Annotated in this window: 21 protein-coding genes and 1 other annotated feature; of the genes, 14 read left to right on the top strand and 7 right to left on the bottom strand. The window is 40.2% G+C overall.

Features of this window, described 5'->3' with window-relative positions; all coding sequences use genetic code 11:
* Positions 1–27 precede the first annotated feature (27 nt).
* Positions 28–660: a GNAT family N-acetyltransferase gene (locus ACYH0L_RS13490; protein ID WP_230031058.1), complete on the bottom strand. Its 633-nt coding sequence runs from the start codon at positions 658–660 to the stop codon at positions 28–30.
* A 155-nt stretch (positions 661–815) separates the two neighbouring features.
* Between ACYH0L_RS13490 and acsA the strand changes: the two genes are divergently transcribed.
* From acsA to ACYH0L_RS13450, 8 genes are all read left to right on the top strand, one after another.
* A complete protein-coding gene (acsA, locus tag ACYH0L_RS13485) occupies positions 816–2,540 on the top strand; it encodes an acetate--CoA ligase (RefSeq protein WP_256498921.1) in 1,725 nt (574 codons plus the stop codon).
* A gap of 59 nt (positions 2,541–2,599) precedes the next feature.
* Positions 2,600–2,837: a binding site (T-box leader), on the top strand.
* A gap of 53 nt (positions 2,838–2,890) precedes the next feature.
* Complete coding sequence (gene tyrS / locus ACYH0L_RS13480; protein WP_256498920.1) at positions 2,891–4,159, top strand: tyrosine--tRNA ligase; 1,269 nt, start codon at positions 2,891–2,893, stop codon at positions 4,157–4,159.
* A 320-nt stretch (positions 4,160–4,479) separates the two neighbouring features.
* On the top strand, positions 4,480–5,058 hold the full coding sequence (locus ACYH0L_RS13475) for an esterase/lipase family protein (protein ID WP_257213675.1): 579 nt from the start codon (positions 4,480–4,482) through the stop codon (positions 5,056–5,058).
* 202 nt (positions 5,059–5,260) lie between these two features.
* Complete coding sequence (locus ACYH0L_RS13470; protein WP_447558006.1) at positions 5,261–5,827, top strand: restriction endonuclease subunit S; 567 nt, start codon at positions 5,261–5,263, stop codon at positions 5,825–5,827.
* A 20-nt stretch (positions 5,828–5,847) separates the two neighbouring features.
* Positions 5,848–7,440, top strand: coding sequence for a type I restriction-modification system subunit M (locus ACYH0L_RS13465; RefSeq protein WP_482354096.1), 1,593 nt, complete (start codon positions 5,848–5,850; stop codon positions 7,438–7,440).
* Positions 7,430–8,668, top strand: a complete 1,239-nt coding sequence (locus ACYH0L_RS13460) for a restriction endonuclease subunit S (protein ID WP_482354095.1) — start codon at positions 7,430–7,432, stop codon at positions 8,666–8,668. Before ACYH0L_RS13465 ends, ACYH0L_RS13460 begins: the two co-directional genes overlap by 11 nt.
* A gap of 19 nt (positions 8,669–8,687) precedes the next feature.
* Positions 8,688–11,852, top strand: coding sequence for a type I restriction endonuclease subunit R (locus tag ACYH0L_RS13455; protein WP_256498915.1), 3,165 nt, complete (start codon positions 8,688–8,690; stop codon positions 11,850–11,852).
* A 233-nt stretch (positions 11,853–12,085) separates the two neighbouring features.
* Positions 12,086–12,652, top strand: coding sequence for a cysteine hydrolase family protein (locus tag ACYH0L_RS13450; protein WP_256498914.1), 567 nt, complete (start codon positions 12,086–12,088; stop codon positions 12,650–12,652).
* A gap of 46 nt (positions 12,653–12,698) precedes the next feature.
* On the opposite strand, the gene ACYH0L_RS13445 is transcribed toward ACYH0L_RS13450, so the two are convergent.
* From ACYH0L_RS13445 to ACYH0L_RS13435, 3 genes are all read right to left on the bottom strand, one after another.
* Positions 12,699–13,250, bottom strand: a complete 552-nt coding sequence (locus ACYH0L_RS13445; protein WP_256498913.1) for a hypothetical protein — start codon at positions 13,248–13,250, stop codon at positions 12,699–12,701.
* Positions 13,251–13,475: 225 nt separating this feature from the next.
* Positions 13,476–14,078: a 30S ribosomal protein S4 gene (rpsD, locus tag ACYH0L_RS13440; RefSeq protein WP_099726852.1), complete on the bottom strand. Its 603-nt coding sequence runs from the start codon at positions 14,076–14,078 to the stop codon at positions 13,476–13,478.
* 296 nt (positions 14,079–14,374) lie between these two features.
* Positions 14,375–14,872 (bottom strand): GAF domain-containing protein, encoded by a 498-nt coding sequence (locus tag ACYH0L_RS13435; protein ID WP_256498912.1) that lies wholly within the window; start codon positions 14,870–14,872, stop codon positions 14,375–14,377.
* A 126-nt stretch (positions 14,873–14,998) separates the two neighbouring features.
* Between ACYH0L_RS13435 and refZ the strand changes: the two genes are divergently transcribed.
* Positions 14,999–15,664: a forespore capture DNA-binding protein RefZ gene (refZ, locus tag ACYH0L_RS13430; RefSeq protein ID WP_230031053.1), complete on the top strand. Its 666-nt coding sequence runs from the start codon at positions 14,999–15,001 to the stop codon at positions 15,662–15,664.
* Here refZ and hisJ read toward each other — a convergent pair.
* Positions 15,634–16,449, bottom strand: a complete 816-nt coding sequence (gene hisJ / locus ACYH0L_RS13425) for a histidinol-phosphatase HisJ (protein WP_230031052.1) — start codon at positions 16,447–16,449, stop codon at positions 15,634–15,636. The genes refZ and hisJ overlap by 31 nt on opposite strands.
* Positions 16,450–16,787: 338 nt before the next feature.
* Between hisJ and ezrA the strand changes: the two genes are divergently transcribed.
* Positions 16,788–18,491, top strand: coding sequence for a septation ring formation regulator EzrA (gene ezrA / locus ACYH0L_RS13420; RefSeq protein WP_230031051.1), 1,704 nt, complete (start codon positions 16,788–16,790; stop codon positions 18,489–18,491).
* 249 nt (positions 18,492–18,740) lie between these two features.
* On the opposite strand, the gene brnQ (ACYH0L_RS13415) is transcribed toward ezrA, so the two are convergent.
* Positions 18,741–20,084 carry a branched-chain amino acid transport system II carrier protein gene (gene brnQ, locus ACYH0L_RS13415; protein ID WP_230031050.1) on the bottom strand — a complete coding sequence of 448 codons (1,344 nt, stop codon included), beginning with the start codon at positions 20,082–20,084 and terminating at the stop codon, positions 18,741–18,743.
* A gap of 207 nt (positions 20,085–20,291) precedes the next feature.
* Positions 20,292–21,635 carry a branched-chain amino acid transport system II carrier protein gene (brnQ, locus tag ACYH0L_RS13410; RefSeq protein WP_099726858.1) on the bottom strand — a complete coding sequence of 448 codons (1,344 nt, stop codon included), beginning with the start codon at positions 21,633–21,635 and terminating at the stop codon, positions 20,292–20,294.
* A 200-nt stretch (positions 21,636–21,835) separates the two neighbouring features.
* Here brnQ (ACYH0L_RS13410) and ACYH0L_RS13405 point away from each other — a divergent pair, with 200 nt between their 5' ends.
* The 4 genes from ACYH0L_RS13405 (at position 21,836) to mbcS (ending at position 26,291) form a co-directional block, all read left to right on the top strand.
* Positions 21,836–22,978 (top strand): cysteine desulfurase family protein, encoded by a 1,143-nt coding sequence (locus ACYH0L_RS13405; RefSeq protein ID WP_099726859.1) that lies wholly within the window; start codon positions 21,836–21,838, stop codon positions 22,976–22,978.
* Positions 22,979–22,982: 4 nt separating this feature from the next.
* Positions 22,983–24,188: a tRNA uracil 4-sulfurtransferase ThiI gene (gene thiI / locus ACYH0L_RS13400; RefSeq protein ID WP_367307762.1), complete on the top strand. Its 1,206-nt coding sequence runs from the start codon at positions 22,983–22,985 to the stop codon at positions 24,186–24,188.
* 89 nt (positions 24,189–24,277) lie between these two features.
* Positions 24,278–24,490 carry an alpha/beta-type small acid-soluble spore protein gene (locus tag ACYH0L_RS13395; RefSeq protein ID WP_003216385.1) on the top strand — a complete coding sequence of 71 codons (213 nt, stop codon included), beginning with the start codon at positions 24,278–24,280 and terminating at the stop codon, positions 24,488–24,490.
* A gap of 223 nt (positions 24,491–24,713) precedes the next feature.
* The gene (gene mbcS, locus ACYH0L_RS13390) at positions 24,714–26,291 is read left to right on the top strand and encodes an acyl-CoA synthetase MbcS (RefSeq protein WP_230031047.1); all 1,578 of its coding nucleotides are present in this window, start codon (positions 24,714–24,716) and stop codon (positions 26,289–26,291) included.
* The last annotated feature ends 106 nt before the right edge of the window (positions 26,292–26,397 follow it).

Genomic DNA, 26,397 nt, shown 5'->3' with positions numbered 1-26,397 from the left:
CCCTTTGCCAAAAAAACGAATTGAACGTTAATACATAAAGCGCTGATGGAAGCGAAGACGATCAAAACGCTCGATCGAATCAGGACTCACGTTTTTTCCGATTCTCGCCATTAAACAATTGGCTGGATGTGAGCTGATCTCTGGCTCGTCTGTTGCAAACCAGACAAGACCACCTGCGTTCATCATTTTCTCCATCATTTTACGGTACTCCCAAACGTTTTTCTTTGTCCCCTTTAAATCCCAATGCCAGTAATATTCAGTTGTAATAATGATGTAGTTCTCCATTTGCTCATCCATCATGCTCACATCAAGTAAATGCTTGCCGAGCGAGCATCCTCTAAATGGAGGAGCGACTTCAATCGCGCCAAGCTCGATTAAATTGTCCATCTTGCCCTCTGACCAGCGCTCAAGCGGATCAGGATACAAATACGTGACATAGCCTGCGACAAGCTCATCCACTCTTGCAATGATAATACGTCCTTCTGGAAGATCTGCTATTTCAACAAGTGCTTGTTTCTGCTCCTCAGGCGTGCGAAATGCCGTTAGTCCTTCATGAAACGTATAGTTCGCAAGCTCTGATGCAGGTACCGGTCCTTCAATCAGGATAGAACCTGTTTCTCGCTCAATTGTTTTTGAATAATAAGTTTTAGGATGCTCCACGTATCCACCGCCTCAAATTCTAGTGAGTCGTCTCTATTTTAGCTTAAATCTTGAAGAAATTAAAACGGTTTCACCATAAGTTTTTTAAAAATTGAGAAAAAAAGTCATCTATACTATAATGGTCATTGTAAACGTATGCAAAGGGGGACTGTTTGATGAAAGTGGAAACGCTACCATCAGTAAAAGGAGACTATCATTTAAATGATTATGAGCAGGCATACAAAGAATTTTCATGGGAGGAAGCGAGAAAAAACTTCTCCTGGTATGAAACAGGAAAAATAAATGCAGCCTATGAAGCAATTGACAGACATGCGGACTCGTTTCGTAAGAACAAGGTGGCGCTTCATTACAAAGATTCACAGCGGGATGAAAAGTATACGTTCAGGGATATGAAAATCAACACAAACAAAGCGGGAAATCTATTCAGAGAAAAGGCGCATGTGCAAAAAGGGGATCGCGTGTTTATCTTTATGCCAAGATCACCTGAGCTCTATTTTCTTCTGCTTGGTGCTGTCAAAATTGGTGCGATCGTTGGCCCGTTATTTGAGGCATTTATGGAAGGCGCCGTCAAAGACCGTTTAGAAAATAGCGAGGCGAAGGTCATTGTGACAACGCCGGATCTGCTTGAGCGTATTCCGTTTGCAGAGCTTCCGAAGCTTGAATCTGTCATCATTGTCGGCGGTGAAAAGGAAGACATCGGTGGTGTGCGGACAATTCACTACGAAGAGGCATTTCAGGAGGCAGTAAAGGAACTTGAAGTAGAATGGATGGATGAAAAAGACGGTTTCCTGCTTCATTACACGTCAGGGTCAACTGGTACGCCAAAAGGTGTGCTGCATGTCCATGGCGCGATGGTGCAGCAAGACCAGACCGGTAAATGGGTGCTTGACCTGAAAGAAGATGACGTCTACTGGTGTACAGCTGATCCAGGCTGGGTAACAGGGACAGTGTACGGTATTTTTTCACCATGGTTAAATGGGGCAACGAATGTCATCTTAGGTGGCCGGTTTAATCCTGATACGTGGTATGAAACGATTGAATCACTTGGTGTGACCGTTTGGTACAGTGCACCGACAGCCTTCAGAATGCTGATGGGGGCAGGGGACGACCTCATTCAAAAATATGACCTCAGCTCGCTCCGTCATGTCTTAAGTGTAGGAGAGCCTCTCAATCCGGAAGTGATCCGCTGGGGAGACGCTGTATTTGGCAAACGAATTCACGATACTTGGTGGATGACGGAAACTGGTGCACAGCTGATTTGTAATTATCCATGCATGGACATCAAACCAGGCTCGATGGGGAAACCAATTCCAGGCGTAGAAGCCGCGATTGTGGATAATGCCGGAAATGAACTTCCGCCATACCGGATGGGCAACCTTGCGATCAAAAAGGGCTGGCCGTCCATGATGCATACGATCTGGAACAATCCTGAAAAATATGAATCTTACTTTATGCCGGGAGATTGGTATGTTTCAGGAGATTCAGCATATATGGACGAAGACGGATACTTTTGGTTCCAGGGACGTGTCGACGATGTCATCATGACGTCAGGAGAGCGGGTCGGTCCATTTGAGGTGGAAAGTAAACTGGTTGAACATCCGGCCATTGCAGAGGCTGGTGTCATTGGAAAGCCAGATCCGGTACGTGGTGAAATTATCAAAGCATTCATTGCTCTCAGGAGCGGATACGAGCCGACAGATGAGCTGAAAGAAGAGATTCGTACGTTTGTGAAAAAGGGGCTTGCTGCACATGCGGCACCAAGAGAAATCGAGTTTAAAGACAAACTGCCAAAAACGCGAAGCGGAAAAATTATGAGACGTGTGCTAAAGGCGTGGGAGCTGAACTTACCTGCTGGCGACCTTTCGACAATGGAAGATTAATCTCCTTCGTCAGTTGACTTGATATCAAAAGTATGTTAAAAATGACTTTAGTTGAATACGAAAAGGTTTTGACTGAGATTCAGTAGAATCATCTTTCCCTGTCCAAGAGAGCTGACGGCTGGTGCGAGTCAGTACAAAGAGATATTCGAATTACCCTCACGAACCGCTTTTACGAAAAGGAGCATGAATGCTGCCTCATTAGTGAAAGAACGGATCTGTCCGTTATCAGTGTAAGTGAAAAGACGTGATATTTTGTCTTTTAAGCAGGGTGGTACCGCGATATATATCGTCCCTTCGTTCATTCGAAGGGGCGTTTTTTATGTTGAATTGTAAAAAAAGGAGATTTGGATATGAGTCAATTGATGGAAGATTTATCGTTCAGAGGATTAATTCAGCAGCAAACAGATGAAGAAGGTTTAACAAAATTATTAGCAGAAGAAAAAATCAAGCTGTACTCCGGCTTCGATCCGACAGCTGACAGCTTGCACATTGGTCATCTATTGCCCATTTTAACATTGCGCAGATTCCAAGAAGCAGGGCATCACCCGATTGCCCTTGTTGGCGGCGCAACTGGACTGATCGGAGATCCTAGCTTCAAAAAAGCAGAGCGTTCACTAAACCCGGCAGAAATCGTGGAACAGTGGTCAGAGAAAATCAAAGGCCAGCTGTCTCAATTTCTTGATTTTGAAGCAGGCGAGAACCCAGCCGTCATCGTCAATAACTATGACTGGATCAGCCAAATGAATGTCATCACGTTCCTTCGTGATATTGGAAAGAACTTCGGTGTGAACTTCATGCTGGCAAAAGATATCGTCAGCTCACGTATCGAGACAGGTATTTCGTACACAGAGTTCAGCTACGTGATTTTGCAATCGTTAGACTTCTTAAACCTTTACAAAAATGAAAACTGTAAGCTGCAAATCGGTGGTAGTGACCAGTGGGGAAATATTACATCTGGACTTGAGTTGATCCGCAAGTCTGAGGCAGAAGGCGCAAAAGCATTTGGTCTCACGATGCCGCTTGTCACAAAAGCAGACGGCACGAAGTTTGGTAAAACAGAAGGCGGCGCAATCTGGTTAGATAAAGAAAAAACGTCACCTTATGAATTCTACCAATTCTGGATCAACACAGATGACCGTGACGTCGTGAAATACTTAAAATACTTTACGTTCTTATCAAAAGAAGAGATCGCATCTTACGAAGAAAAAGTGCAAACAGCACCTGAAAAACGTGAAGCGCAGCGCCGTTTAGCAGAAGAAGTGACAGCGCTTGTACATGGCCGTGAATCACTAGAACAGGCTGTGAACATCTCAAATGCACTATTTAAAGGCGAGATCAAATCTCTTTCAGCTGAAGAAGTCAAAGTAGGCTTTAAGGATGTTCCATCAATGGAGAAAAGCAGCACAGAAGAATTAACACTAGTCGATATCCTTGTGGAATCAAAGCTGTCTCCATCAAAGCGTCAAGCACGTGAAGATATCACAAATGGTGCGGTCTACATCAACGGAGAGAGACAAACCGATAAAGACTATGTTCTTTCAGCTGAAGACCGAATTGAAAACCAATTCACTGTTTTAAGAAGAGGGAAAAAGAAATACTTCCTTGTGAATTACAAGTAAGAATGATGTGCAGCCGGCTGAGAGAACCGGCTGCTTTTTTTTATGCTAATTGAGTCATGGAGGATGTCACATAGACCAACAGACTGTAAGAGAAACGAATGTCTAGTCTTTTGGCATTGGCTCATGAGAAAGTCAAAGGTGCTTTTTCATTATTTATTTCTTGTGAAAATATCGGACAAACAGTGCCTTGTTCACTTTTCTGTCATATTTTTGTTGTTTAAAATAGAGTCGAACAAGATAAATAAGGGGGAATGAAAGTGTCATTTTTGATGAAAAGGAGTTTGCAGATTCTCGTTGCATTTGCATTGGTGGTTGGTTCAATGGTTTTCATCCAGCCGAAAGAGGTCAAAGCGGCTGAGCATAATCCGGTTGTGATGGTACATGGCATGGGCGGTGCCTCTTATAACTTTGCGGCGATCAAAAGATACTTGGTGTCACAGGGCTGGGACCGAAACCAATTATATGCAATTGATTTCATAGACAAAACAGGCAATAACCTCAATAATGGACCACGTCTATCTAGATACGTCAAAGATGTGCTAGCCAAAACGGGCGCCAAAAAAGTAGATATTGTGGCGCATAGCATGGGCGGAGCCAACACGTTATATTATATTAAGAACCTAGACGGCGGAGATAAAATTGAAAATGTCGTCACACTAGGTGGAGCGAACGGACTCGTTTCACTCAGAGCATTACCAGGCACCGATCCAAATCAAAAAATTCTTTACACATCCGTCTATAGCTCAGCCGACCTCATTGTCGTCAACAGCCTCTCCCGCTTAATTGGCGCAAGAAACGTCCTTATCCACGGAGTTGGACATATCGGTCTATTAGCCTCAAGCCAAGTCAATGGCTATATTAAAGAAGGGCTGAACGGCGGGGGACAGAATACGAATTAATTTAAAATAGCCAGCTACCATTCATGGAAGCTGGCTTTCTGTATTTTACAAGTAGATTTAATCATGAAGAAACATGGAGTACCTATTGATGAAGTTCTATTCGTGTGAATACTTGAAATGATTGTCGATGAAATCAGACTATGGTACGATGAATGTATATGTTATAAAGTAATTCGTACGAATTACTAAATGAGGGCGGGATATGAAGCTTGAACAAATCATAACGATCAAAATGGGGAAAAATCAATCAAGAAGAAATGAAAAAACGGACAATAACTTATCTACATATTCTTATGAAGATTTAATGAAAGATCTAGATGGCGCTTATTTAGACTCCATTGGAGATGAAAAAGATAGCACATTATTAACAGTTGATCCGTACTTAACAAATGTTTGTGATGTTGTCTTCAGCTTTGTTAGTTCGATTGCAGGAATTGTTAGTAATGAGACTCAAGGCAAAGTCATGAACCAAAACTTTGCTAAGCTTATCATAGAAACTGAAGAACTTGATAAACAGTATTTATGTTATGTCCTAAATGAATCTCAATTTATGAAAAAACAAATGACGATCTCTATGCAAGGAAGTACGGTTCCAAAACTAACACCGGGGATTTTTCGTGGGTTAGAGGTGCAACTTCCTTCTATTGAAAAGCAACAAATGATTGGAAAAGCCTATTTTCATTTTAGGAAGCGTCAAGCGCTCATGAAGAAACAAGCAAAATTAGAAGAACAACTATTTTTAGAAATATTAAAACAACATGATCAATAAAGAAAAGTGAGGAAATAACGATGGCTGACTTACATACAACATTATTTAGTGCCGCAGATGATCTTAGAAGCAAAATGGATGCTTCAGAGTATAAAAACTATTTATTAGGATTGATCTTCTATAAATATTTATCTGATCGATTATTAGAAAAAGTGGTCGAAGTTGCAGATGAATCGCTGGAAGAATACGACACGCAGGATAAACAAGCGCAATTATACAAAGAGTTATTATCAGATGAGGATATTCAAAAAGATTTACTTGAAACATTAGTTGATACGATAGGATATGATATCGAACCAGCGTATTTATTTAGTGAGTTAGCGAGTCAGGCAAAACAGAATATCTTTCAATTAAATGATTTAAATAAAGCATTCATTGATTTATCGACGAAATATCTTCAATTTAGTGGCTTGTTTGATGATGTGGATTTGAAATCGAAAAAACTGGGGTCAGATGATCAACAGAGAAATATCACCATTACAGAGGTACTAAAAAAATTAAATGATGTAGATGTCATTGGCCATAATGGAGATGTCATTGGAGATGCCTATGAATATTTAATTAGTCAATTTGCCTCAGAAGCAGGGAAAAAAGCCGGTGAATTCTATACACCACATGAGGTGTCTATCATGATGGCTCGTATTGTGGCAATTGGACAAGAGGAGAAAAAATTATTTAGTGTTTATGACCCTACAATGGGTTCCGGTTCTTTAATGTTAAATGTGCGCAATTACATTAACTATCCAGAAAGTGTAAAATATCACGGGCAAGAACTAAATACCACGACTTTTAATTTAGCAAAAATGAACTTGATCTTGCACGGTGTTGATTATGAGGACATGCGTCTGCGTAACGGGGATACACTAAATAAAGACTGGCCGACCGATGAGCCGTATACATTTGATTCAGTTCTAATGAATCCGCCATATTCAGCCAAATGGTCAGCAGATGATACATTTTTAGATGATTCACGTTTTAATCGCTATGGGAAACTAGCACCGAAATCAAAAGCAGACTTTGCTTTTCTTTTGCATGGCCTATATCACTTAAAAGATTCTGGAACCATGGCGATTGTCCTGCCACATGGTGTTCTTTTTAGAGGCGCAGCAGAAGGTGTCATCCGTAAGAAATTACTAGAAGATGGACACATTGATGCGGTGATCGGTTTACCAGCAAACTTATTTTTTGGTACAAGCATTCCAACCACTGTCATCATTTTAAAGAAGAACCGTACAACGCGTGATGTACTATTTATTGATGCGAGTAAAGAATTTACCAAAGGAAAAAATCAAAACAAATTATCAACTGACAACATTGATAAAGTAGTAGAGACATATCAAAAACGAGAAGATGTAGAAAAGTATGCACATGTGGCAAGCTTTGAGGAAATCAAAGAAAATGACTTCAACTTAAATATCCCAAGATATGTCGATACATTTGAAGAAGAAGAGCCTGTCGACATGGCCGCCATAGGAGCAAAAATTCAAGAAATTCGAAAAGAAAAAGCAGAGCTAGAGTCTAATTTATATGACATGATTTCTTCCATGCAATTTGATGAGAAAAATGCAGAATGGATGAAAGGTGCTTTAGAGGTGTTTAAACGTGGGAAGTAAGAAAGTGCCGGAAGTGAGGTTTAATGGGTTTAGTGGGGAATGGGAAGGTTGCAAGTTTGGGGAGATATCAGAAAGTTTTGAGTACGGTCTAAATGCAAGTGCTACCTCCTATGATGGTAGAAACAAGTATATCAGAATTACAGATATAGATGAAAGTAGTAACAAGTTTAAACAAAATGATTTAACTTCACCTAATACAGATCTAAGCCAAGCAGAAAAATATCTATTAAAAAAAGGTGATATTTTATTTGCAAGGACAGGTGCAAGTGTTGGGAAAACCTACTGCTATGATAAAAGGGATGGAAAAGTTTATTATGCAGGCTTTTTAATTAGAGCGAGATTGAAGCAAGAATATAATGTTGACTTTGTATTTCAAACTACATTAACAACGAAATATAATAATTTTGTTAAAATAACATCCCAACGTTCTGGACAGCCAGGTATTAATGCAGTAGAGTTCGCTAGCTTTACTATGATGTTACCTGATAAAGTGGAACAGGATAAAATCGGCAACTTCTTCAAACAACTAGACGAAACAATTGCATTTCAACAACAAGAACTAGACACCTTAAAACAAACGAAACAAGGATTCTTACAAAAAATGTTTCCGAAAGAAGGAGAATCTGTACCGGAAATTCGTTTTCCTGGGTTTAATGGGGAATGGGAAAAGAAAAGATTAAAAGATTTAGCTACTTTTGCTAAAGGAATTGGATATTCTAAAAGTGATATAGTAGAAGAAGGAGATCCTATAATTTTATATGGCAGTTTATATACTAAATATCAAACTGTGATAGAAGAAGTCGATACATTTACTAAAATAAAAGAAAAATCTTTAATTAGTAAGGGTTATGAGGTAATTGTCCCTTCATCTGGTGAAACATCTGAGGATATTGCTAGAGCATCTGTAGTAAAAAGACCCGGTATTATTTTGGGTGGAGACTTGAATGTTATTTACCCCTGTGACGACATTAATTCTATTTTTTTAGCACTCACTATCTCAAATGGTAAACAACAAAAAGAACTAAGTAGAAAAGCACAAGGTAAATCAGTTGTTCATCTACATAACTCTGATTTAAAAGAAGTGAATCTATATTATCCAAAAAGAGAAGAACAAACCCAAATCGCGAGCTTCTTCAAACAACTAGACAAAACAATCGCTCTATGCGATCAAGAAATAGATATTTTAAAACAAACCAAAAAGGCCTTTTTGCAAAAAATGTTTTTATAAGCAAGAGGAGGGAATTCAAATGGGCAAGAATGAACATAGAGATGAAACAGAAATAGAACGTCAGTTAATTGAGGTAATGGGTGAAGGACATAACCAATGGAACTATCGTCCAGATCTAAAATCAGAAGCCGACTTATGGCAGAATTTACGAAAGATCATCACACAAAACAACTTATCAGAAATTGGGGAACATCCGATTTCTGATAAGGAATTTGATAAGATTAAAACGGAAATTTTAAATAAAACACAAACACCTTTCGACGCCGCAAGATGGCTAAAAGGTGAAAATGGAATTGCTCGCATTACGATTGAACGAGATGATGTGTCGTTAGGTTCGATGTCACTCGTTCTTTATTCAAATCATGATATCGGTGGGGGCATTTCTACATATGAAGTTGTTCATCAAATTGCGAAAAAAAGAGAGAACATTGACGAACGTGACAGGCGTTTTGATGTGACGTTATTAATCAATGGGTTACCCATTGTGCAAATTGAATTGAAAAAAGTTACGGCAAAAGATGGTGTGTTTCAAGCATACAATCAAGTGAAGAAGTATGCAGAGGAAGGGCTATTTCGTAATAATATTTTTTCCACTCTTCAGTTATTTGTCATTTCAAATGAACAAACGACTCGTTATTTTGCCAATGCTCTGCCAAAAGATATGCATAAGAAGTTTGTTTTTAGTTGGCGGACGAAAAATAACCGAAAAGTGAACAACCTCTATGAATTTGTGAAACAAGTATTGAACATTCCAGATGCCCATCGATTGATCGCTCAATATACCGTTGTGAGCGAAGAAAATGATCAAAAAGCGTTAATGGTTTTACATCCATATCAAATACATGCAATTGAAGCATTGTTTACCGCAGCGATGAAGCATGAATCTGGATATGTATGGCATGCAACAGGGTCAGGAAAGACATTAACGAGTTTCGTTGCGACCAAATTATTAGCAAGGAAACCTGGCGTTGACCGGACAATTATGCTCATTGACCGAAAAGATTTAGATAATCAAACCACCACAGAATTTACAAGGTTTGCGTCTGAATTTAATACAGGTATCTCTTCAGATAAGGTAAAGTCTAATAGTTTAATTATTGGAACAAAAAGCGCACGAAAACTTAGTGAAACACTATTAGCGGATGCCAATTCAAATACCATTATTATTACGACTCGTCAAAAGCTAGAGAATGCCATCAAATATGCAAAAAAACAAGAAGAGCAAGATGGAAAGAACCGATTTCAAAAACTGATCGGACAACATATTGTCTTTGTCGTTGATGAATGCCATCGAGCATTAAGTGCGGAGGGCATGGAGTCTGTGAAGAAAACGTTCCCTAATTCTACTTGGTTTGGCTTTACTGGAACACCTATTTTCGATGTTAATAAAAAACAACCAAAAGGGCAGTTAGCACGTACGACTCGTGATCAATACGGTGAAGAGCTTCATACATATACGATTAAAAACGCCTTAGATGATGGTGCAGTTCTAGGATTCCAAGTAGAACATGAAGATACGATTGAACCAAACTCTCTTAGCAATCATATCTTTTCTCGGCTTCGTCAAAATGACAAATACGCTCATCTTAATGATGATGAATTAAATACGTATATTGATCAAATGGATGGGATGGAGAAGGAATCCCATTTGCCATCCACTATCTATGAAAGTGATGAGCATATTCAAAAGGTCATCCATAAGATATTTCGACCGGATAATGCTTATACAAAGTTTGATTTCAAAAACGGACGACCGCAAAAGTCTGCTATTCTGACAACAAACTCTATTGCGATGGCCAAACGATATTATGATGCGATAAAAAGGATGACGAAAGATCCTGATTGGATGGCAAAAGAGTTTGAAGGTCATCCTATTCGTAAAGGGCGAACGATAGAGGATAAGGATTTTCCTAGAATCGCGATCACCTACTCATTAAATGATAATGAAGAAACTTCAAAACTAGATCAAGAAGATATGATAAACATCATCAAAGACTATAATCAATCCTATGATACCGCTTGGTCGATTCAAGATATTGAGCGGTATAATGGGGACATTAACAACAGATTAGCCCGAAAAAAAGCGGAGTTTAAACAATTTGGCAAGCATATAGATTTAGTGATTGTGGTTGATCGCCTTTTAACTGGCTTTGATGCGCCGACCATACAAACTCTTTTTGTGGATCGACTCTTAGAGTATGCGGGTTTAATTCAAGCTTTCTCGCGAACAAATCGTACATATCCTGGTAAAACAAAAGGGCTCATCATGACGTTTAGAAAGCCGTGGACGATGGAGTGGAATGTAGAGGAAGCGACCAAGACATACTCTAACGAACAGGAAGAAACGAATCTTGTGTACCCAACTTATGAAGAATCATTGAAACGATTTAAAAAGGCACATAAAACCTTAAAGTCACTTGATATCAATCTTTCTGAATTGGACGAGCATTCGCCAGTAGAGGAACGTGTTGAATTTGTTAAAGCATTCCAAGAGCTGAGTAATGCTTATGAAGCTCTCGTGACGTATGACAATTACAACGATGATATGGAAGCATCGAAAGCCTTGCGAGAACAAGTGATGACGATCGAAGAAAATATCGGTATATACAATACAATCAAAGGCTCACTAGTAGAAGAAGGGACGAAAGAGAAAGAAGAGGAAACACCCAACTTCTCGGATATTGAATTTTATGGTGAGAATTCTGTTAAGCTATACGACATTGACTCTGCCTTTATTGATCAACTGTTAGGAAATTACTCTGCCAATAATCATGATATCCGTCAAGAAATCGAAAAGGCACTTCAAAAATTGAAAAAAGCTGAAGTGGTAAAAGATGTGTATCGAGCGATCCTCAATGAAATGGACAATAAACAGGTGAATCCAGATGAAGATATATTAGTGGTCAAACGAACATTCTTTACAAAAAAGAAAAATTCCCATATTAAAGAATTTGCTGAAACGTGGTTCGTGGATGAGAACGAACTCCATTTATCATCTATTCAATATATGATAGGAACTGATCCTATTCCGAATATTGGGAACATCATTGATAGTAAACAATTTGATCAATATAAAGCAATTCATCCAGATGCTAAACCATTAAAATACGGACCTGAAATGAAACGAGCGTGGAGAACATTGTTAGATGAAGTGATTGTTCCTTTGGATGATGAATTAAGATAATCTCGATAAGGAGTTTAAATTGACGCAACAACTTAAACAATATTTCTTAGGATACTTTCTCTATTTTCCCTGTTCATTTCTCATCATCTATAGGTAATCTCTAACATCATAGCCAGTGGGTGGTTTGTCTTTTTGGTGCAAAATCAGACAAAACATCAGTAAAAGCATGTACAAATCGACCACTATTCCTTACACTACATGTAGTGAACGAGAATCTTTGGAGGTGGGCGTTTGTGCAAACGAATCAAAAGGCTTTGATTATGGTAGATGTACAAAAGGCATTTGAGCATGAAAAATGGGGAGAACGAAATAACCTAGATGCAGAGAAGAATATCAGTCGTTTATTGACGTTTTGGAGAAAAAAAGGCTGGACAGTCATTCATATTCAGCATACATCGGATCAGCCGCACTCCTTATTTCATCCAGCAAATGAAGGGCACTCCTTCAAGGATATCGCCAAACCGCTTGATGAAGAAATGGTGTTACAAAAGAAAGTTAACAGCAGCTTTATAGGTACAAACTTAGAGGAACAACTAAGATCAAACGAGATCGACACTGTTGTGATCGCAGGATTAACAACACCGCACTGCGTATCTACCACAACAAGAATGAGTGGAAACCTAGGCTTTGATACATACCTCATTTCAGATGCAACAGCCGCCTTTGGATTAACAGATCAAACCGGTATATATTATGACCCAGAAACGATCCATCGCCTCTCACTTGCAACACTGCATGACGAATTTGCGACTGTCATGACAACCGAGCAGCTCATCACAAATTGGGCAGAACATAAATGAACGATTGAAAGCTCCTAGAAAGATGTCTAGGAGCTTTTTCGTCATACTAAGCATGTGTATCCAGCGATTGTTTTCGTTGCTCAATACCTGAGTATACGAAATCAATTCCAATAAATAAAAAACTGACAAAGAAGGATAAAATCAATGTACCATACTCCCAAATGGAGACGTTCACTATTTTCATATTGAGCACAAACTTAACTGAGAAATGCACAACGATCCATGAGAGTAGAAATTCTATTATAAACTCGACCCATTTGGGGAATCTTAGCAAGGAGGAAATTCCTTTACCAATGAATGCTAAAAAGATCGACCAAAAAAGAATAATCCCACTGACCAATAAAGAGAAGATCAACAATGAAAAAAATGAATCATAGGTGATATATTCCCCAAAAAGAAAGTTCACTCCTAATGAAACGATATAAAGTACGGTACTTGGAATGATCATTACAAAACTAAGCGAAAAAAAGATGAGTAAAATGAGGAGAACCCCTATGATAGCTCCAGGCGGTTCATCGACAACCTTTGTTTTTCTCATTATCGCGTAGATAACAATTGAAATGAGCAGAAGTACTAATATAAATGAGATGATCGACAAATTGTTTTTCCCTACCTTTTCCTTTCGTCATTGTTTTAAAAATTTTTAACACATGTAATTATAAGGAAAAAATGAAAAAGGGTAAAGGATAATCGCAGTTCTCTTTTTCTTTTGGCGGGATAAGGTGTTCGCTCTTAAAGAAGTAACCCAAACAAAAAAACCTAGACCACCTTGAACAATCAAGGGATCTAGGGTTTTTTTGCTCTCTCTTAGAGAGCAATGAAATTAACGAGAGTAGAACTCAACGATTAGTTGTTCGCTGATTTCAGGCGCTAATTCAGAACGCTCTGGAAGACGAGTGAAAGTTCCTTCAAGCTTTTCAGCATCGAAAGAAAGGTATTCAGGAACGAAGTTGTTTACTTCAACTGATTCTTTCACAACTGTTAGGTTTTGAGATTTCTCACGAAGAGCAATCGTTTGACCTGGTTTTACAGAGAAAGATGGGATATCTACACGGCTTCCATCAACAAGGATGTGACCATGGTTCACTAGCTGACGAGCTTGGCGGCGAGTACGAGCAAGGCCAAGACGGTATACTAGGTTGTCAAGGCGAGTTTCAAGAAGGATCATGAAGTTTTCACCTTGTTTACCAGGAAGTTTAGCAGCTCTGTCAAATAGTGTACGGAATTGACGTTCGTTGACACCGTACATGTGACGAAGCTTTTGCTTCTCTTGTAATTGTAAACCATATTCAGATAGTTTTTTGCGTTGTCCTGGACCATGTGGGCCTGGAGCGTAAGGGCGTTTTTCAAGTTCCTTACCTGTTCCGCTTAATGAAATGCCTAAACGGCGGGAAATCTTCCAACTTGGACCTGTATAGCGAGCCATAATGTGACTCCTCCTTATTGTTTTTATTTGTGAAAAATAAAAACCGTCTGTTCTTCCTCTTTTTCGTCATTATGTTTTCATGCATCCTCGCTCCAGCAGCAGGGAGTTACAAGATGCACCTCCATATAGAAGGAACAAAATGATACAAAAAAGCCGAACAAAAAGGCTGCCATATTTCACACAAAGTCTATTATATGACGCTGAAAAGGAGAAGTCAACCTATTTAGAGGGAGACAATCCTATTCAGGCGACGAAAAAGAGAAAAAGCAGACAATCTGCCTGCTTTTCCTGCATGATTACGCATCCGTAGAGACGGATAACGCCTGTTGGAGAACCTCTGTAAATTGAACTAAGTACGTCTCATCTACTTTACTGAAGCGGTCTTTCACTGGGCTGTCGATATCGAGAACCCCAATGATTTGCCCATTCACTTTGAGCGGGATGACAATCTCAGATTGCGATGCTGCATCACATGCAATATGTCCAGGGAATGCATGCACATCAGCGATACGCTGCACGTCACCTGTTGCAAATGCTGTGCCGCAAACGCCTTTTCCAGAAGGGATGCGTACGCATGCAGGCAGTCCGTTAAACGGCCCAAGCACAAGCTCGCCGTCTTTTGCCAAATAAAACCCTGCCCAGTTCACTTCAGGGAGTGAGTGATACAACAACGCCGCAGCATTCGCCAGATTGGCAATAAGATCAGGTTCACCATCTGTAATGGCTTCTACTTGTTTGACAAGCAATTGATAGTCTTTCGATGAGTCGCCAGACTGTTTTTCGACATGAAACATGAAAATCTCCTACTTTCTATCTCAAAAATACATAACTTGCGTCTCGCATGTGGGATTTGTCGAGCAATTGTAAAAGGAACTTCCGCCTTCATCTTGAAGTATGTACACATGAAGAGGGGTGAGCGGATGAAAACATCAACAACCGTGCAAACAAAAGACCGTATTATTGAAGCTGCCATCAGACTTTTTAACCAAAAAGGATTTTCTGGAACCTCTGTCCGTGAGATTGCGAAGGAAGCAAACGTCAACGTTGCCCACATATCTTATTACTTTCAAGGAAAAGGAGGGCTGCTAGAGCAGCTCGTATCCGACTTTTATGAAGGCTACATTCATATGATTGAATCGCACATCCATCACATGGAAACCCGTCACGCAAAAGAGTGTTTACTTCATGTGGTTTTTGATATTTTATCTTATCAGCACAAGCACCGTCAATTAACCCGTTTCGTTTATCGAGAGGTGACGATTGATTCGACGCTCATCAGAGAAATCATGTCAACATATTTAACAAAGGAAAAATATTTGTTTCAGCTCATCATTGAAAAAGGAAAAAGCACCCATGTCATTTGTGAGCAGCTCTCACTCTCATCCTTTATGATTCAGCTGAAATCACTTCTGATGATGCCATATTTGCAGCCGCAATATTTAACAGAGGTGCTTTATTTGAATCCAAGTGAGCCGTACTTCTATCAGATGTACTTTAAGGAACTGAGCCGCTCGCTTCATCATTTACTAGAACCAAAAGAGCCGACATTAGATCCTCATCTGAAACTCATAATGTCTTCAAATTGATCATAAGCATACCCGAGATCTTCCGCTTGATGGGCATCAGACCCGAATATGAGCGGAATTTTTTTCTGTTTTGCAAGATCAATCATCCATTGATCTAAATAGATACTTCTGGCATATGTTTTACGAAGACCCGATGTATTAAAATCTAAGGACATGCCTTTTTTTGCCGTTTCTTCAAGACAAAGGGTGACCTTTTGACAGAGTTCAGGCGACATCTCATATGGGAAAAGCTGTTTGAATTTCTGGACAAGGGTGATATGACCGATTCTCTTTGGCTTATAGTCGCCTAAAAATGATAGAATAGAAGAATAGACTTGGTCGTAGTAGCTGCGATAGACCTGTTCGATGCTGCCATAGATGTTCATCAGCTGCTGGAAGGCGTGTTCATCATAATCAAGACAAATATACTCATCGCCAGCAGGAAGAAAGTGAACAGATAAAATGCCGTCATCTAGTTCTGGGCCGTAGCAGTCTAAAAAGGCACTTGTTTCCTCTTCATACTCTTTGATATAGTCAACCTCAAGCCCAGTTTTTACTATTAATTGTCCTTTGTACTCTTGTTTCAGCTGATCCAGCTTCGTCAAATACGCTTCAAGGTCTTGGAGCTTCATGGCACTATCCTGCTCAGGCGTTGGATCTCGAAACGAAGGAGGCAGCGGGGCATGCTCGGTAAAGGTGATGGAATCAAATCCCTTTTTGATGGCTTTTTCAATATAAGAATGAAAAGGATCAAGCGAGCCGTGCGGGCAAAACGGTGTATGTAAATGTGCATCTTGTTTCAGCATGTCGTCACCTCTTGTCGATATTTTGAAAAACGTGATGTTTATCAGCGAAAATAATGAAAAATCATGACCAAAAATGCTGGTTACATGGTATCATAATAACAATGAAAACGACAGCTTCCGCATACATAAAAGCAGGTCACATTGATACGTGTGATCAAATGTAGAAAGCGCTCAAACACTTTCTTGAAAAAACATACATAAAACCGTGAATGGATGGTATTGGAAAATATACAATCCTGCTATAAAAAACAAATGCAAAGCGGACACGAAAGGGTTCTCAGGTCTACTCGGGACACATTTACCCTGACATCACTTAGATCACAACAAGGGGGCTCATTATGGAGTTAATCATCGGTTTAATTGTCATTTTGCTTGCTTTGTTTTCAGTCGGTTATTTTTTGCGAAAAAATATATATAAAGAGATTGACCGATTGGAAGCATGGAAAATTGAAATTTTAAACAGATCAATTGTAGAAGAAATTTCAAAAATCAAACATTTAAAAATGACAGGAGAAACAGAGCAATTTTTTGAAAGATGGCGTGCAGAGTGGGACGATATCGTCACAGCCCATCTTCCAAAGGTAGAGGAGCTATTATATGATGCAGAAGAGTATTCTGATAAATATCGATTCTCCAAAGCCAAGCAAGTTCTTGCGCATATTGAGGACTTGTTAAGTGCTGCTGATTCAAATATTGAAGACATTTTAAAAGAGATTGCAGACCTTGTCACAAGCGAGGAGCAAAACCGCAAAGACATTGAAAAGGTCAAAGAGCAATACCAAACGGTGCGAAAAAATCTGCTTGCGTACAGCCATTTATACGGCACCCTTTATGACAAAATGGAGCAGGACTTAGATGAGGCCTGGGAAGGGATCAAGCAGTATGAAGAAGAGACAGAAAACGGAAACTACATGAAAGCAAGAAAAATTTTGCTTGAGCAAGACCGCAGACTCGATCAGCTTCAATTGTATATCAATGATGTACCCAAGCTTATTGCGGACTGCAAACAAACCGTACCAGGTCAGCTGACTAAGCTGAAAGACGGTTATAAAGAAATGACAGACAAAGGCTACAAGCTAGAGCACATCCAGATGACAAAAGAGCTGGAGAACTTAAATAAACAGCTGACTCGTGCGGAAAAGCTGCTCATTGATGAACTCAACTTAGATGAGGCATCAAGCATCCTGCAAATGATCGATGACGCAATTCAGACGCTGTATGATCAGCTGGAAGCAGAAGTAGAAGCAGGTCAGGAAATCAAAAGCAAGATGCCTGAGCTCACGGGAGCATTTGAAAAGCTCGAACAGGATCACACGCAAACAAAGGAAGAAACGGCCCTTGTGAAAGAAAGCTACAAGCTGACAGCAGGAGAGCTTGATCAACAGAAAGCATTCGAAAAACGCTTAGAAGAAATCGAAAAGCTCATGAAGCAAATACGCGAGAAGCTTGATCGTGATCATGTGGCGTATTCATTATTAATGGATGAAATCAATCAGCTGGAGACCTTTATCGAGGATGCAAAAGCGCTGCATGAAACGTTTAAGGATCATCTTCAATCATTAAGAAAAGAAGAATTACAAGCGAGAGAAACACTGGCTGAACTCAAAACAATGCTGACAGATACAGTGCGCCAGCTGCATAAAAGCAACATTCCAGGCGTACCTGCTGACATCAAAGACCGTGCTGAAAAAGCGCAGGAGATGATTCAGCAAGTTCACGAGCAGCTGGAGAATCTGCCTCTAAACATGCCGGCAGTGAATCAACAATTAAAAGAAGCCTCTGAAACAGTCAGTAGTGTCGCTCATGAGACACAAGAGATGCTCAGTAAAGTGGACCAAATTGAACGAATCATTCAATATGGCAATCGTTTCAGAAGCCAAAATCATATCTTATCAGAACAATTAAAAGAGGCAGAACGAAGATTTTATGCCTACGATTATAACGGTTCATTTGATGTGGCAGCATCGGCTGTTGAAAAAGCATCACCTGGAGCCGTGCAGAAGCTTTTAGCGCAGCAAGAAAAAGAATATCAGCACCAATAATAAAAAAAGCTGAAGTCCATTCACAGGACTTCAGCTCAGCGTGTAGACAAACCCTCGCATTCTTTGTCAGTCCTGCGTGCCGGTGCTCACGAATGTCAAATTCGCTCCGCTCCGGTACTCGTCCTTCCTAGACTGCAAAGGTTTTCTATCACGCTGAAAAGAAGACAAAGGGCTAAAATAAAGTTCATTTTAGCCCTTTGTCAACAATCTAAGCTGAAGTCCATTCACAGGACTTCAGCTTTTTTCATACTATGATACTTGTTTCTGACGTTCTTCTGAAGCAGAAGAAGTGAAAAGAGAGATAACAAATCCAATCACGACTCCGAGTATAGCAGGCATAACCCAGCCAATGCCAAGGTCATATAAAGGTAAAATTGTGTGAAAGATATCCTTCACTGGACCAATCGGGAGTTTCGCCGCTACTAAACCGTCAAACAAACTGACGCAGCCAGTTAAAATCAAAGTGAGGACATAAACAGGTCTTCTATAAGCAAGCCATTTATCTGCAAGCGACAAAACAATGATGACAATCGCTAGCGGGTAAATCGCAGTTAAAACTGGTACAGAGAAAGCGATAATATGAGCAAGTCCAAAATTTGAAATAATAAAACTGAATAATGTCACGAGTGTCACAACTGTTTTATAAGAAAGTTTAGGTAATAAATTTGAGAAATACTCCCCGCAGGATGTGACAAGACCAATACTTGTTGTTAAACACGCCACTGTAATCGCAGCGCCTAATACAATATTTCCTAGACTGCCGAAAAGGAATTGAGAAGACTGAGCCAAGATTTTACTGCCATCTCCAACAAAACCAATTGCGTGTGTACTTGAAGCGCCTAAATAAGCAAGCGATAGATAAACAAAAGTTAATCCGCACGCTGCAATCAAACCAGCTTTGATACAAGCAGAAGCCAGTGCCTTTTTACTTGTCACCCCGCGTCCTTTAATGGCGTTGATGACAACAACCCCAAACACAATAGAAGCAAGAGCGTCCATTGTTTTATAGCCCTCTAGAAATCCTTTAAAGAACGATCCGTTGCTATAGGATACATCAGGCGTACCAATGACGCCCATCGGCGTCAAAATCGCTTTGACAATAATAATAAAGATAATCGTAAATTTAATCGGTGTTAACACTTTCCCTACACGATCCACAATCTTCGTTGGATTTAGAGCAAGGTAATACGTAATACCAAAAAAGACAAGTGTGAATAATAGAAGTGACAGCCAAGCTGGTACACCTGATAAAAAGGGTAATGCGCCAATCTCATATGAGACTGTTCCTGTACGAGGAATAGCGAAAAGCGGCCCAATGGATAAATATAAAATGACCGTAAACGCTGTTCCAAAAACTGGGTGAGCTTTATCAGCTAGTCCTTTCGCATCTCGACCTGTTAAAGCGATCGCAATAATCCCGAGAAGGGGTAAACCGACACCTGTTAATAAAAATCCGCCCATTGCTTTCCACACATTTTGCCCAGCATATTGCCCAAGCTCAGGTGGATAAATCATATTACCGGCGCCGAAGAATAGAGCAAATAGCATAAATCCTATAATAACCGTATCTTTCGTCGACAAAGTTGCCTTCATTTAATATAAAGCCTCCAATATTATGTTGAAATATTCTGTTAATTAGTTGCTAAGTAACCGTTCATCATTAACAATCACTAATTATAAAGGATGTACGTCTGATGTCAACATGTGTTTTCGTACAAAAGTCATGAATTTTTCTATTTTAGTATATGAAGGACAACCAAAAAACATCCCCTTCAAAGATGAAGGGGATGTTTAGGCAGTTTATGAAGCGAGCTGTTTAGGTGGACTGGTAAATATGGAAATGAGCACACCAACACATGCGCCGATGATGGCTGGTACGACCCAGCCGATGCCTAGATTGTAAAAGGGGATGAATGAGCCCAAGATGTCAGGTAAACCTCCGAGATTAATTTTGGCAGCCAATAAACCGTCAATAATGGCAAAAAATCCAGTGAAGATCAGGGATACGATATAAACCATTCGTCTACCATTAATCCAGCGATCAAGGAACGACAATAAAATAATCACAATTGCTAGTGGATAAATCGTCACAAGTACCGGGACGGATAGAGAAATAATTTGTGCCAGTCCAAGGTTTGCAACCAATGTACTAAATAAAGAAACAATAAGAACGACTGTACGATAAGAAAGTTTTGGGAAGAGCTTTGAAAAATATTCACCACAAGATGACACAAGACCAACACTTGTTGTTAGACAAGCGAATAAAATCGCTGCGCCAAGTACAATCTTACCAGCAGAACCGAATAAAAAGTTAGCAGATAGTGAAAGCAGTTTGCCACCTTCATTTGCTCCAACCATTCCGGTTGCATCTGGACTTGATGCTCCAACATAAGCTAGTGAGACATACACCAATGCTAGTCCAGCTGCCGCAACAAGACCAGCTTTTATACATGCAGCAGCAAGAGATTTACGCTCTGTGATACCTCTTTCTTTAACAGCTGTCACAACAACAATTCCAAATACGATAGAAGCGAGTGCATCCATTGTTTTGTAGCCTTCTAAAAATCCAGTGAAGAGCGGGTTTGCTTCATATGTTGCATCAGGCGTGCCGATGATGCCCATCGGTGTAGCAATTGCTTTAAATACAATAATGGCAATAACCGTTAATAAAATAGGTGTTAACACTTTACCAACTCGATCAACCAGCTTTGAAGGGTTTAAAGCGAGCAGATACGTAATGGTGAAAAATACAATTGTAAATAAAAATAGCGGTACCCAGGAAGAGGATTGTGCACCTGACAGAAATGGAGCTAACCCAATCTCATAAGAAACCGTACCTGTTCGCGGGATGGCGAAAAATGGTCCGATGGATAAATACAAGATGACGGTGAAAATCGTGCCAAATTTGGGATGCGCTTTATCTGCAAGCCCTTTTGCGCCTGTACCTGTAAGGGCTACGGCGATGACTCCTAGAAGCGGGAGACCGACCCCTGTTAGTAAAAATCCACCGATTGCCAGCCAAACATTCTCACCCGCATATTGTCCAAGGACAGGCGGGAAAATCATATTTCCTGCGCCAAAGAATAATGCAAAAAGCATTAAACCAATGGCTAATGTCTCTTTTATACTTAAACTATTTTTCAAAATAGTCCCTCCTTAATCAGTGTATTGTGTCGAATTTAAATATTCTGACAATTTAGATCGTTATGTGACATTTGCACTATGGATGATATAGTGAAAAAGAAAAGATGTCAACTGCCATTTTCAGAAAATTCTCTGTCTGACATCAATATGGTAACATATAAATGCATTTATTTTTAAAGTTTTTTGTAAGGAGTCCAGGTATGATTTATCTTGATAATAGTGCAACGACAAAACCGTACCCTGAGGTTTTACAAGTATATCAGCAAGTAAGTGAGCGTTTCTTTGGCAATCCGTCTTCGCTTCATCAGCTTGGGATTGATGCAAGCAGGCTGCTAAGTGAAACGCGAAAACAAATGCTTCACTATACAGGCTTTAAACAATATGAGATTATTTTTACTTCTAGCGCAACAGAAGCGAATAATATCGCCATTAAAGGGGCTGCTCTCGCCAAGATGAACCGAGGCAAACACATTGTGACAACAACAATTGAGCATCCCTCTGTCATCGAATCGTTTGAACAGCTGAAAGCTTTATTTGGCTTTGACATCTCCTATATTCAAGTAAATGAGCATGGCCATGTAGATTTAACTCATTTAAAAGAAGTGCTTCGCCCTGATACAGTGCTTGTCAGTATGATGCATGTGAACAATGAAACAGGTGCCATTCAGCCGATAGAAGCAGCATCTGGTATGATTCGTGAGCATGCAAAAGACGCACTCTTTCATGTCGACGGGGTGCAGGGGATCGGCAAGGTAGCCCTCAATAAACAGGTGGATGTTGATCTTTTGACGATGTCAGGTCACAAGATTCATGGCTTGAAAGGGACAGGGGCACTCTTTTTAAAGAAAGGTACAGTGCTTGCCCCTTTCATCACAGGAGGAGAGCAGGAATTTGGTCTCCGTTCAGGTACTGAAAACCCTGCTGGAGCTGTCAGCTTAGCAAAAGCCATGAAACAATCATTTGAACATGTTGAAAAGCATCATGATGAGATGCTGGCGCTGAAAATTCAGCTGCAAAAGCAGCTTAGAGAAATAGAAGGTGTTGTCATCAACACACCGCTGACGCAAAGTGCGCCGCACATTGTGAATTTTTCAGTGCCAGGTATTCAAATCGAAGTCCTGCTCCATATGCTGGAAAAAGAAGGCATTTACGTATCCACAACATCTGCCTGTTCAGCCAAGAAAAAAGAGCCAAGCCGTGTGCTGCTAGCTATGGGGAAAGCAGAAGAAGTGGCCAAAAGCAGTATGAGAATCAGTTTGACGTATGGACAAGGACCAGAGCTTACGCAGCGTATCATCACATCTATCGCACAAAGTGTAAAAAAACTAAAAGGAATGAGATAACAGCATGAAATATGATCACATTTTAGTCCGTTTTGGTGAGATCTCAACAAAAGGGAAAAATAGAAAGAAATTTATTGAAAAACTGAGACAGCATATTCGGTTCGTATTGAAAGATTTTGAAGCATTAAAGTACGCATCTGACAGAGACCGCATCACCATCATGCTGAACGGAGAAGACCCTGAACCGATTTCAGAACACCTCAAAAGTGTATTTGGGATTCAGAGCTTTAGTCTGGCGGTAAAATGTGAGACGAATCTGGACGCAATCAAAGAAGCAGCGCTAACGGCAGTGCAGGAAGTGTACGAAAATGGGAATACATTTAAAGTCTCAACGAAGCGCTCATACAAACAATTTGAGCTTGATTCAAATGAGATGAACCGCGAAATTGGCGGACATGTTCTTAAGAATACAGAAAGCTTAACGGTTAATGTGAAACAGCCAGATGTTCATTTGCGAATTGAAATCAGAGAACATGCGACGTACATTACATTTAAAGATGTAAAGGGTGCAGGCGGCTTGCCAGTCGGTTCAAGCGGAAGAGCGATGCTTATGCTTTCAGGCGGCTTTGACAGCCCAGTTGCCGGCTATCAGGCTATGAAACGCGGGATTCAAATTGAAGCCGTTCATTTTTTTAGTCCCCCGTATACAAGTGAACGTGCCAAGCAAAAGGTCATTGATCTTGCAGAATGTTTAGCGGCATATGGAGGCGAAGTGAAGCTTCACATTGTTCCTTTCACCAAAATCCAAGAGTTGATTCACAAACAAGTACCTGAAAACTATACAATGACATCAACGAGAAGAATGATGCTGAAAATAGCAGATAAAATAAGAGAGAAGCGTGATGCACTTGCGATTATAACCGGTGAAAGCCTTGGCCAAGTCGCAAGCCAGACACTTGAAAGCATGTATGCCATTAATCATGTCACAAATACGCCAATCATTCGCCCACTGATTGCTGTTGATAAAAATGACATTATTGATGAAGCGAGACGAATTGGCACATATGATACAAGCATTCAGCCTTTTGAGGATTGCTGTACAATCTTTACGCCGCCGTCGCCTAAAACAAAACCAAAGCTTGAAAAAGTAGAACGCTACGAAAGCTTTGCTGATTTCGAGCCAATGCTTGACGAGGCAGTTGAGCAAATCGAAACCATCATTGTCACAAATGAAAAGAAAGCGGCAGACGAATTCGCTGATTTATTCTAAAACAAAAATTTCATAATAATTACCATAAAATCAATCGCATGAAGTCATGTGTTTCTACACATTCTATATTCACAAGGAGGTGAGAACACATGGCTCAACAAAACAGACAAAGCAGTTCTAATCAATTAGTCGTTCCAGGCGCTGCACAAGCGATCGACCAAATGAAGTATGAAATCGCTTCAGAATTTGGTGTAAACCTTGGACCAGAAACAACAGCTCGCGCTAACGGATCAGTTGGTGGAGAAATCACTAAGCGTCTTGTATCTTACGCTCAACAACATATGGGTGGCGGATCTTTCTAAGACACACAATTGAAAAGCTATGGCTTATGAGCGGGATCATTCCCGCTCTTTTTTTTGTACATATAAATTGTTAGAATATTTTTAAAAAAGAAGACGAAATGAAAAAATTATGGCATAATACTAGGAGTAGGTCCTAATTCAAGCATTTTTCAGTTATGAGTGTTAGAATAGGTAAATTGAAACATGTTTCGTTTCATAGAAAGAGGCTAAAAGGAGCTGTACCATGAAAAGAGAAGACTTAATTGCACCAGAACAATATAACTTAGTCAGTGAGATTGAAGCGTTCAGTCATGACAAGGAGAAAATGGCCCTGCACTGGCAGGATGGAAATGGCCACGAAGCGCATGTGACGTATGCAGCTTTAGTGGAAGAAGCAAATAAAATTGGTCATGTATTATTAAATGCAGGCTTTAAAAAAGGCGATAAAATCATTGTGATGGTGCCGCGCATGCTAGAGGCATACAGCATTTATTTAGCAATCTTGAAAACAGGAATGGTCGTCATTCCTTGTTCAGAAATGCTTCGTGCGAAGGATTTAGATTACCGAATTGAACATGCAGAAGCAAAGGGAGCGATTGTTTACTCTTCATTCATTCAATCGTTCGACGGAACCAATCAGCCAAACGATTTTAAAACATTCTCAATCGGTGAAAACGGTCATGGCTGGACAAATATTCTAGCGCAAAAGGATCAACAATCAAGTGAGCTGCAAATGGCTCCAACAACACGTATAGACATGGCGTTCTTATCCTATACATCTGGTACGACAGGTCATCCAAAAGGGGTTGTTCATACACACGGCTGGGCGTATGCACATTTACGCACAGCTGCCAACGCATGGCTCTCTATTAATGAGGGAGATAAAGTATGGGCGACAGCAGGACCAGGCTGGCAAAAATGGGTGTGGAGCCCGCTCTTATCAGTGTTAGGAAGTGGAGCAGAAGGCTTTGTATACGGAGGGAAATTCAATCCAAATACGTACTTAGAGCTGCTTCAAAAAAATGAAATCAATGTCCTATGCTGTACGCCAACAGAATATCGTTTTATGGCGAAAGTAGATGACTTGAGTCAGTACGAGCTGCCAAAGCTTCATAGTGCCGTTTCTGCGGGAGAGCCGCTGAACCGTGAAGTCATTGATACATTCAAAAACCATTTCGATATAGAAGTACGAGATGGCTATGGCCAAACAGAAAGCACACTGCTCGTAGGGGTGCTAAAAGGAATGGACATCAAGCCAGGCAGTATGGGAAAACCAACACCTGGCAACGAAGTCGAGATCATTGATGAGGACGGTAGCGTATGCGCTCCTGGAGAAGTTGGTGACATTGCGGTCCATCTCGAAACGCCGGCGCTATTTAAGGAATACTACAAAGATGAAGAGCGTACAAAAGCGCAGCGCCGCGGAAATTACTTTATTACCGGTGACCGTGCGAAAAAAGATGAAGATGGGTACTTCTGGTTTGAAAGCCGCAGAGATGATATCATCGTCAGCTCAGGCTATACCATTGGGCCGTTTGAAGTAGAAGATGCACTGATCAAACACCCAGCAGTCAAAGAATGTGCGGTTGTGGCTAGTCCAGATGAAATCAGAGGATCCATTGTGAAGGCATATGTCGTCCTGCGTGATGCATCTGCACAAAGTGATGAGCTCATCAAAGAGCTGCAAACACATGTGAAAAATACAACAGCACCTTACAAATACCCAAGAGAAATCGAATTCATTGATGAACTGCCAAAAACACCGTCAGCGAAAATTCGTCGTGTAGAGCTGAGAGAAAGAGAGCTAGCACGAAAAGCATAATGATTGATGAAACTAGAAGCGTTTGGATGAAAAGCATCCAGCGCTTTTTTTGTAGGGTAAATCAAATTCGTAGAAAGCTTTCATATTGTTCTATGTTAAAATGTGT

Source organism: Bacillus sp. MC1252, from assembly GCF_056838025.1.
Note: the sequence above shows the minus strand (reverse complement) of the source record. Positions and strands in the feature narration are given on the sequence as shown.

Excerpts from the sequence above, each read along its gene's own strand:
- ACYH0L_RS13405 (WP_099726859.1), top strand. The coding sequence starts at position 21,836 with ATGATTTATCTTGATAATAGTGCAACGACAAAACCGTACCCTGAGGTT.
- ACYH0L_RS13455 (WP_256498915.1), top strand. The coding sequence starts at position 8,688 with ATGGGCAAGAATGAACATAGAGATGAAACAGAAATAGAACGTCAGTTA.
- ACYH0L_RS13475 (WP_257213675.1), top strand. The coding sequence starts at position 4,480 with ATGGTTTTCATCCAGCCGAAAGAGGTCAAAGCGGCTGAGCATAATCCG.
- acsA (WP_256498921.1), top strand. The coding sequence starts at position 816 with ATGAAAGTGGAAACGCTACCATCAGTAAAAGGAGACTATCATTTAAAT.
- hisJ (WP_230031052.1), bottom strand. The coding sequence starts at position 16,449 with ATGCTGAAACAAGATGCACATTTACATACACCGTTTTGCCCGCACGGC.
- ACYH0L_RS13470 (WP_447558006.1), top strand. The coding sequence starts at position 5,261 with ATGAAGCTTGAACAAATCATAACGATCAAAATGGGGAAAAATCAATCA.
- ACYH0L_RS13435 (WP_256498912.1), bottom strand. The coding sequence starts at position 14,872 with ATGTTTCATGTCGAAAAACAGTCTGGCGACTCATCGAAAGACTATCAA.
- rpsD (WP_099726852.1), bottom strand. The coding sequence starts at position 14,078 with ATGGCTCGCTATACAGGTCCAAGTTGGAAGATTTCCCGCCGTTTAGGC.
- thiI (WP_367307762.1), top strand. The coding sequence starts at position 22,983 with ATGAAATATGATCACATTTTAGTCCGTTTTGGTGAGATCTCAACAAAA.
- ACYH0L_RS13395 (WP_003216385.1), top strand. The coding sequence starts at position 24,278 with ATGGCTCAACAAAACAGACAAAGCAGTTCTAATCAATTAGTCGTTCCA.
- mbcS (WP_230031047.1), top strand. The coding sequence starts at position 24,714 with ATGAAAAGAGAAGACTTAATTGCACCAGAACAATATAACTTAGTCAGT.
- refZ (WP_230031053.1), top strand. The coding sequence starts at position 14,999 with ATGAAAACATCAACAACCGTGCAAACAAAAGACCGTATTATTGAAGCT.
- tyrS (WP_256498920.1), top strand. The coding sequence starts at position 2,891 with ATGAGTCAATTGATGGAAGATTTATCGTTCAGAGGATTAATTCAGCAG.
- brnQ (WP_230031050.1), bottom strand. The coding sequence starts at position 20,084 with ATGAAGGCAACTTTGTCGACGAAAGATACGGTTATTATAGGATTTATG.
- ezrA (WP_230031051.1), top strand. The coding sequence starts at position 16,788 with ATGGAGTTAATCATCGGTTTAATTGTCATTTTGCTTGCTTTGTTTTCA.
- ACYH0L_RS13465 (WP_482354096.1), top strand. The coding sequence starts at position 5,848 with ATGGCTGACTTACATACAACATTATTTAGTGCCGCAGATGATCTTAGA.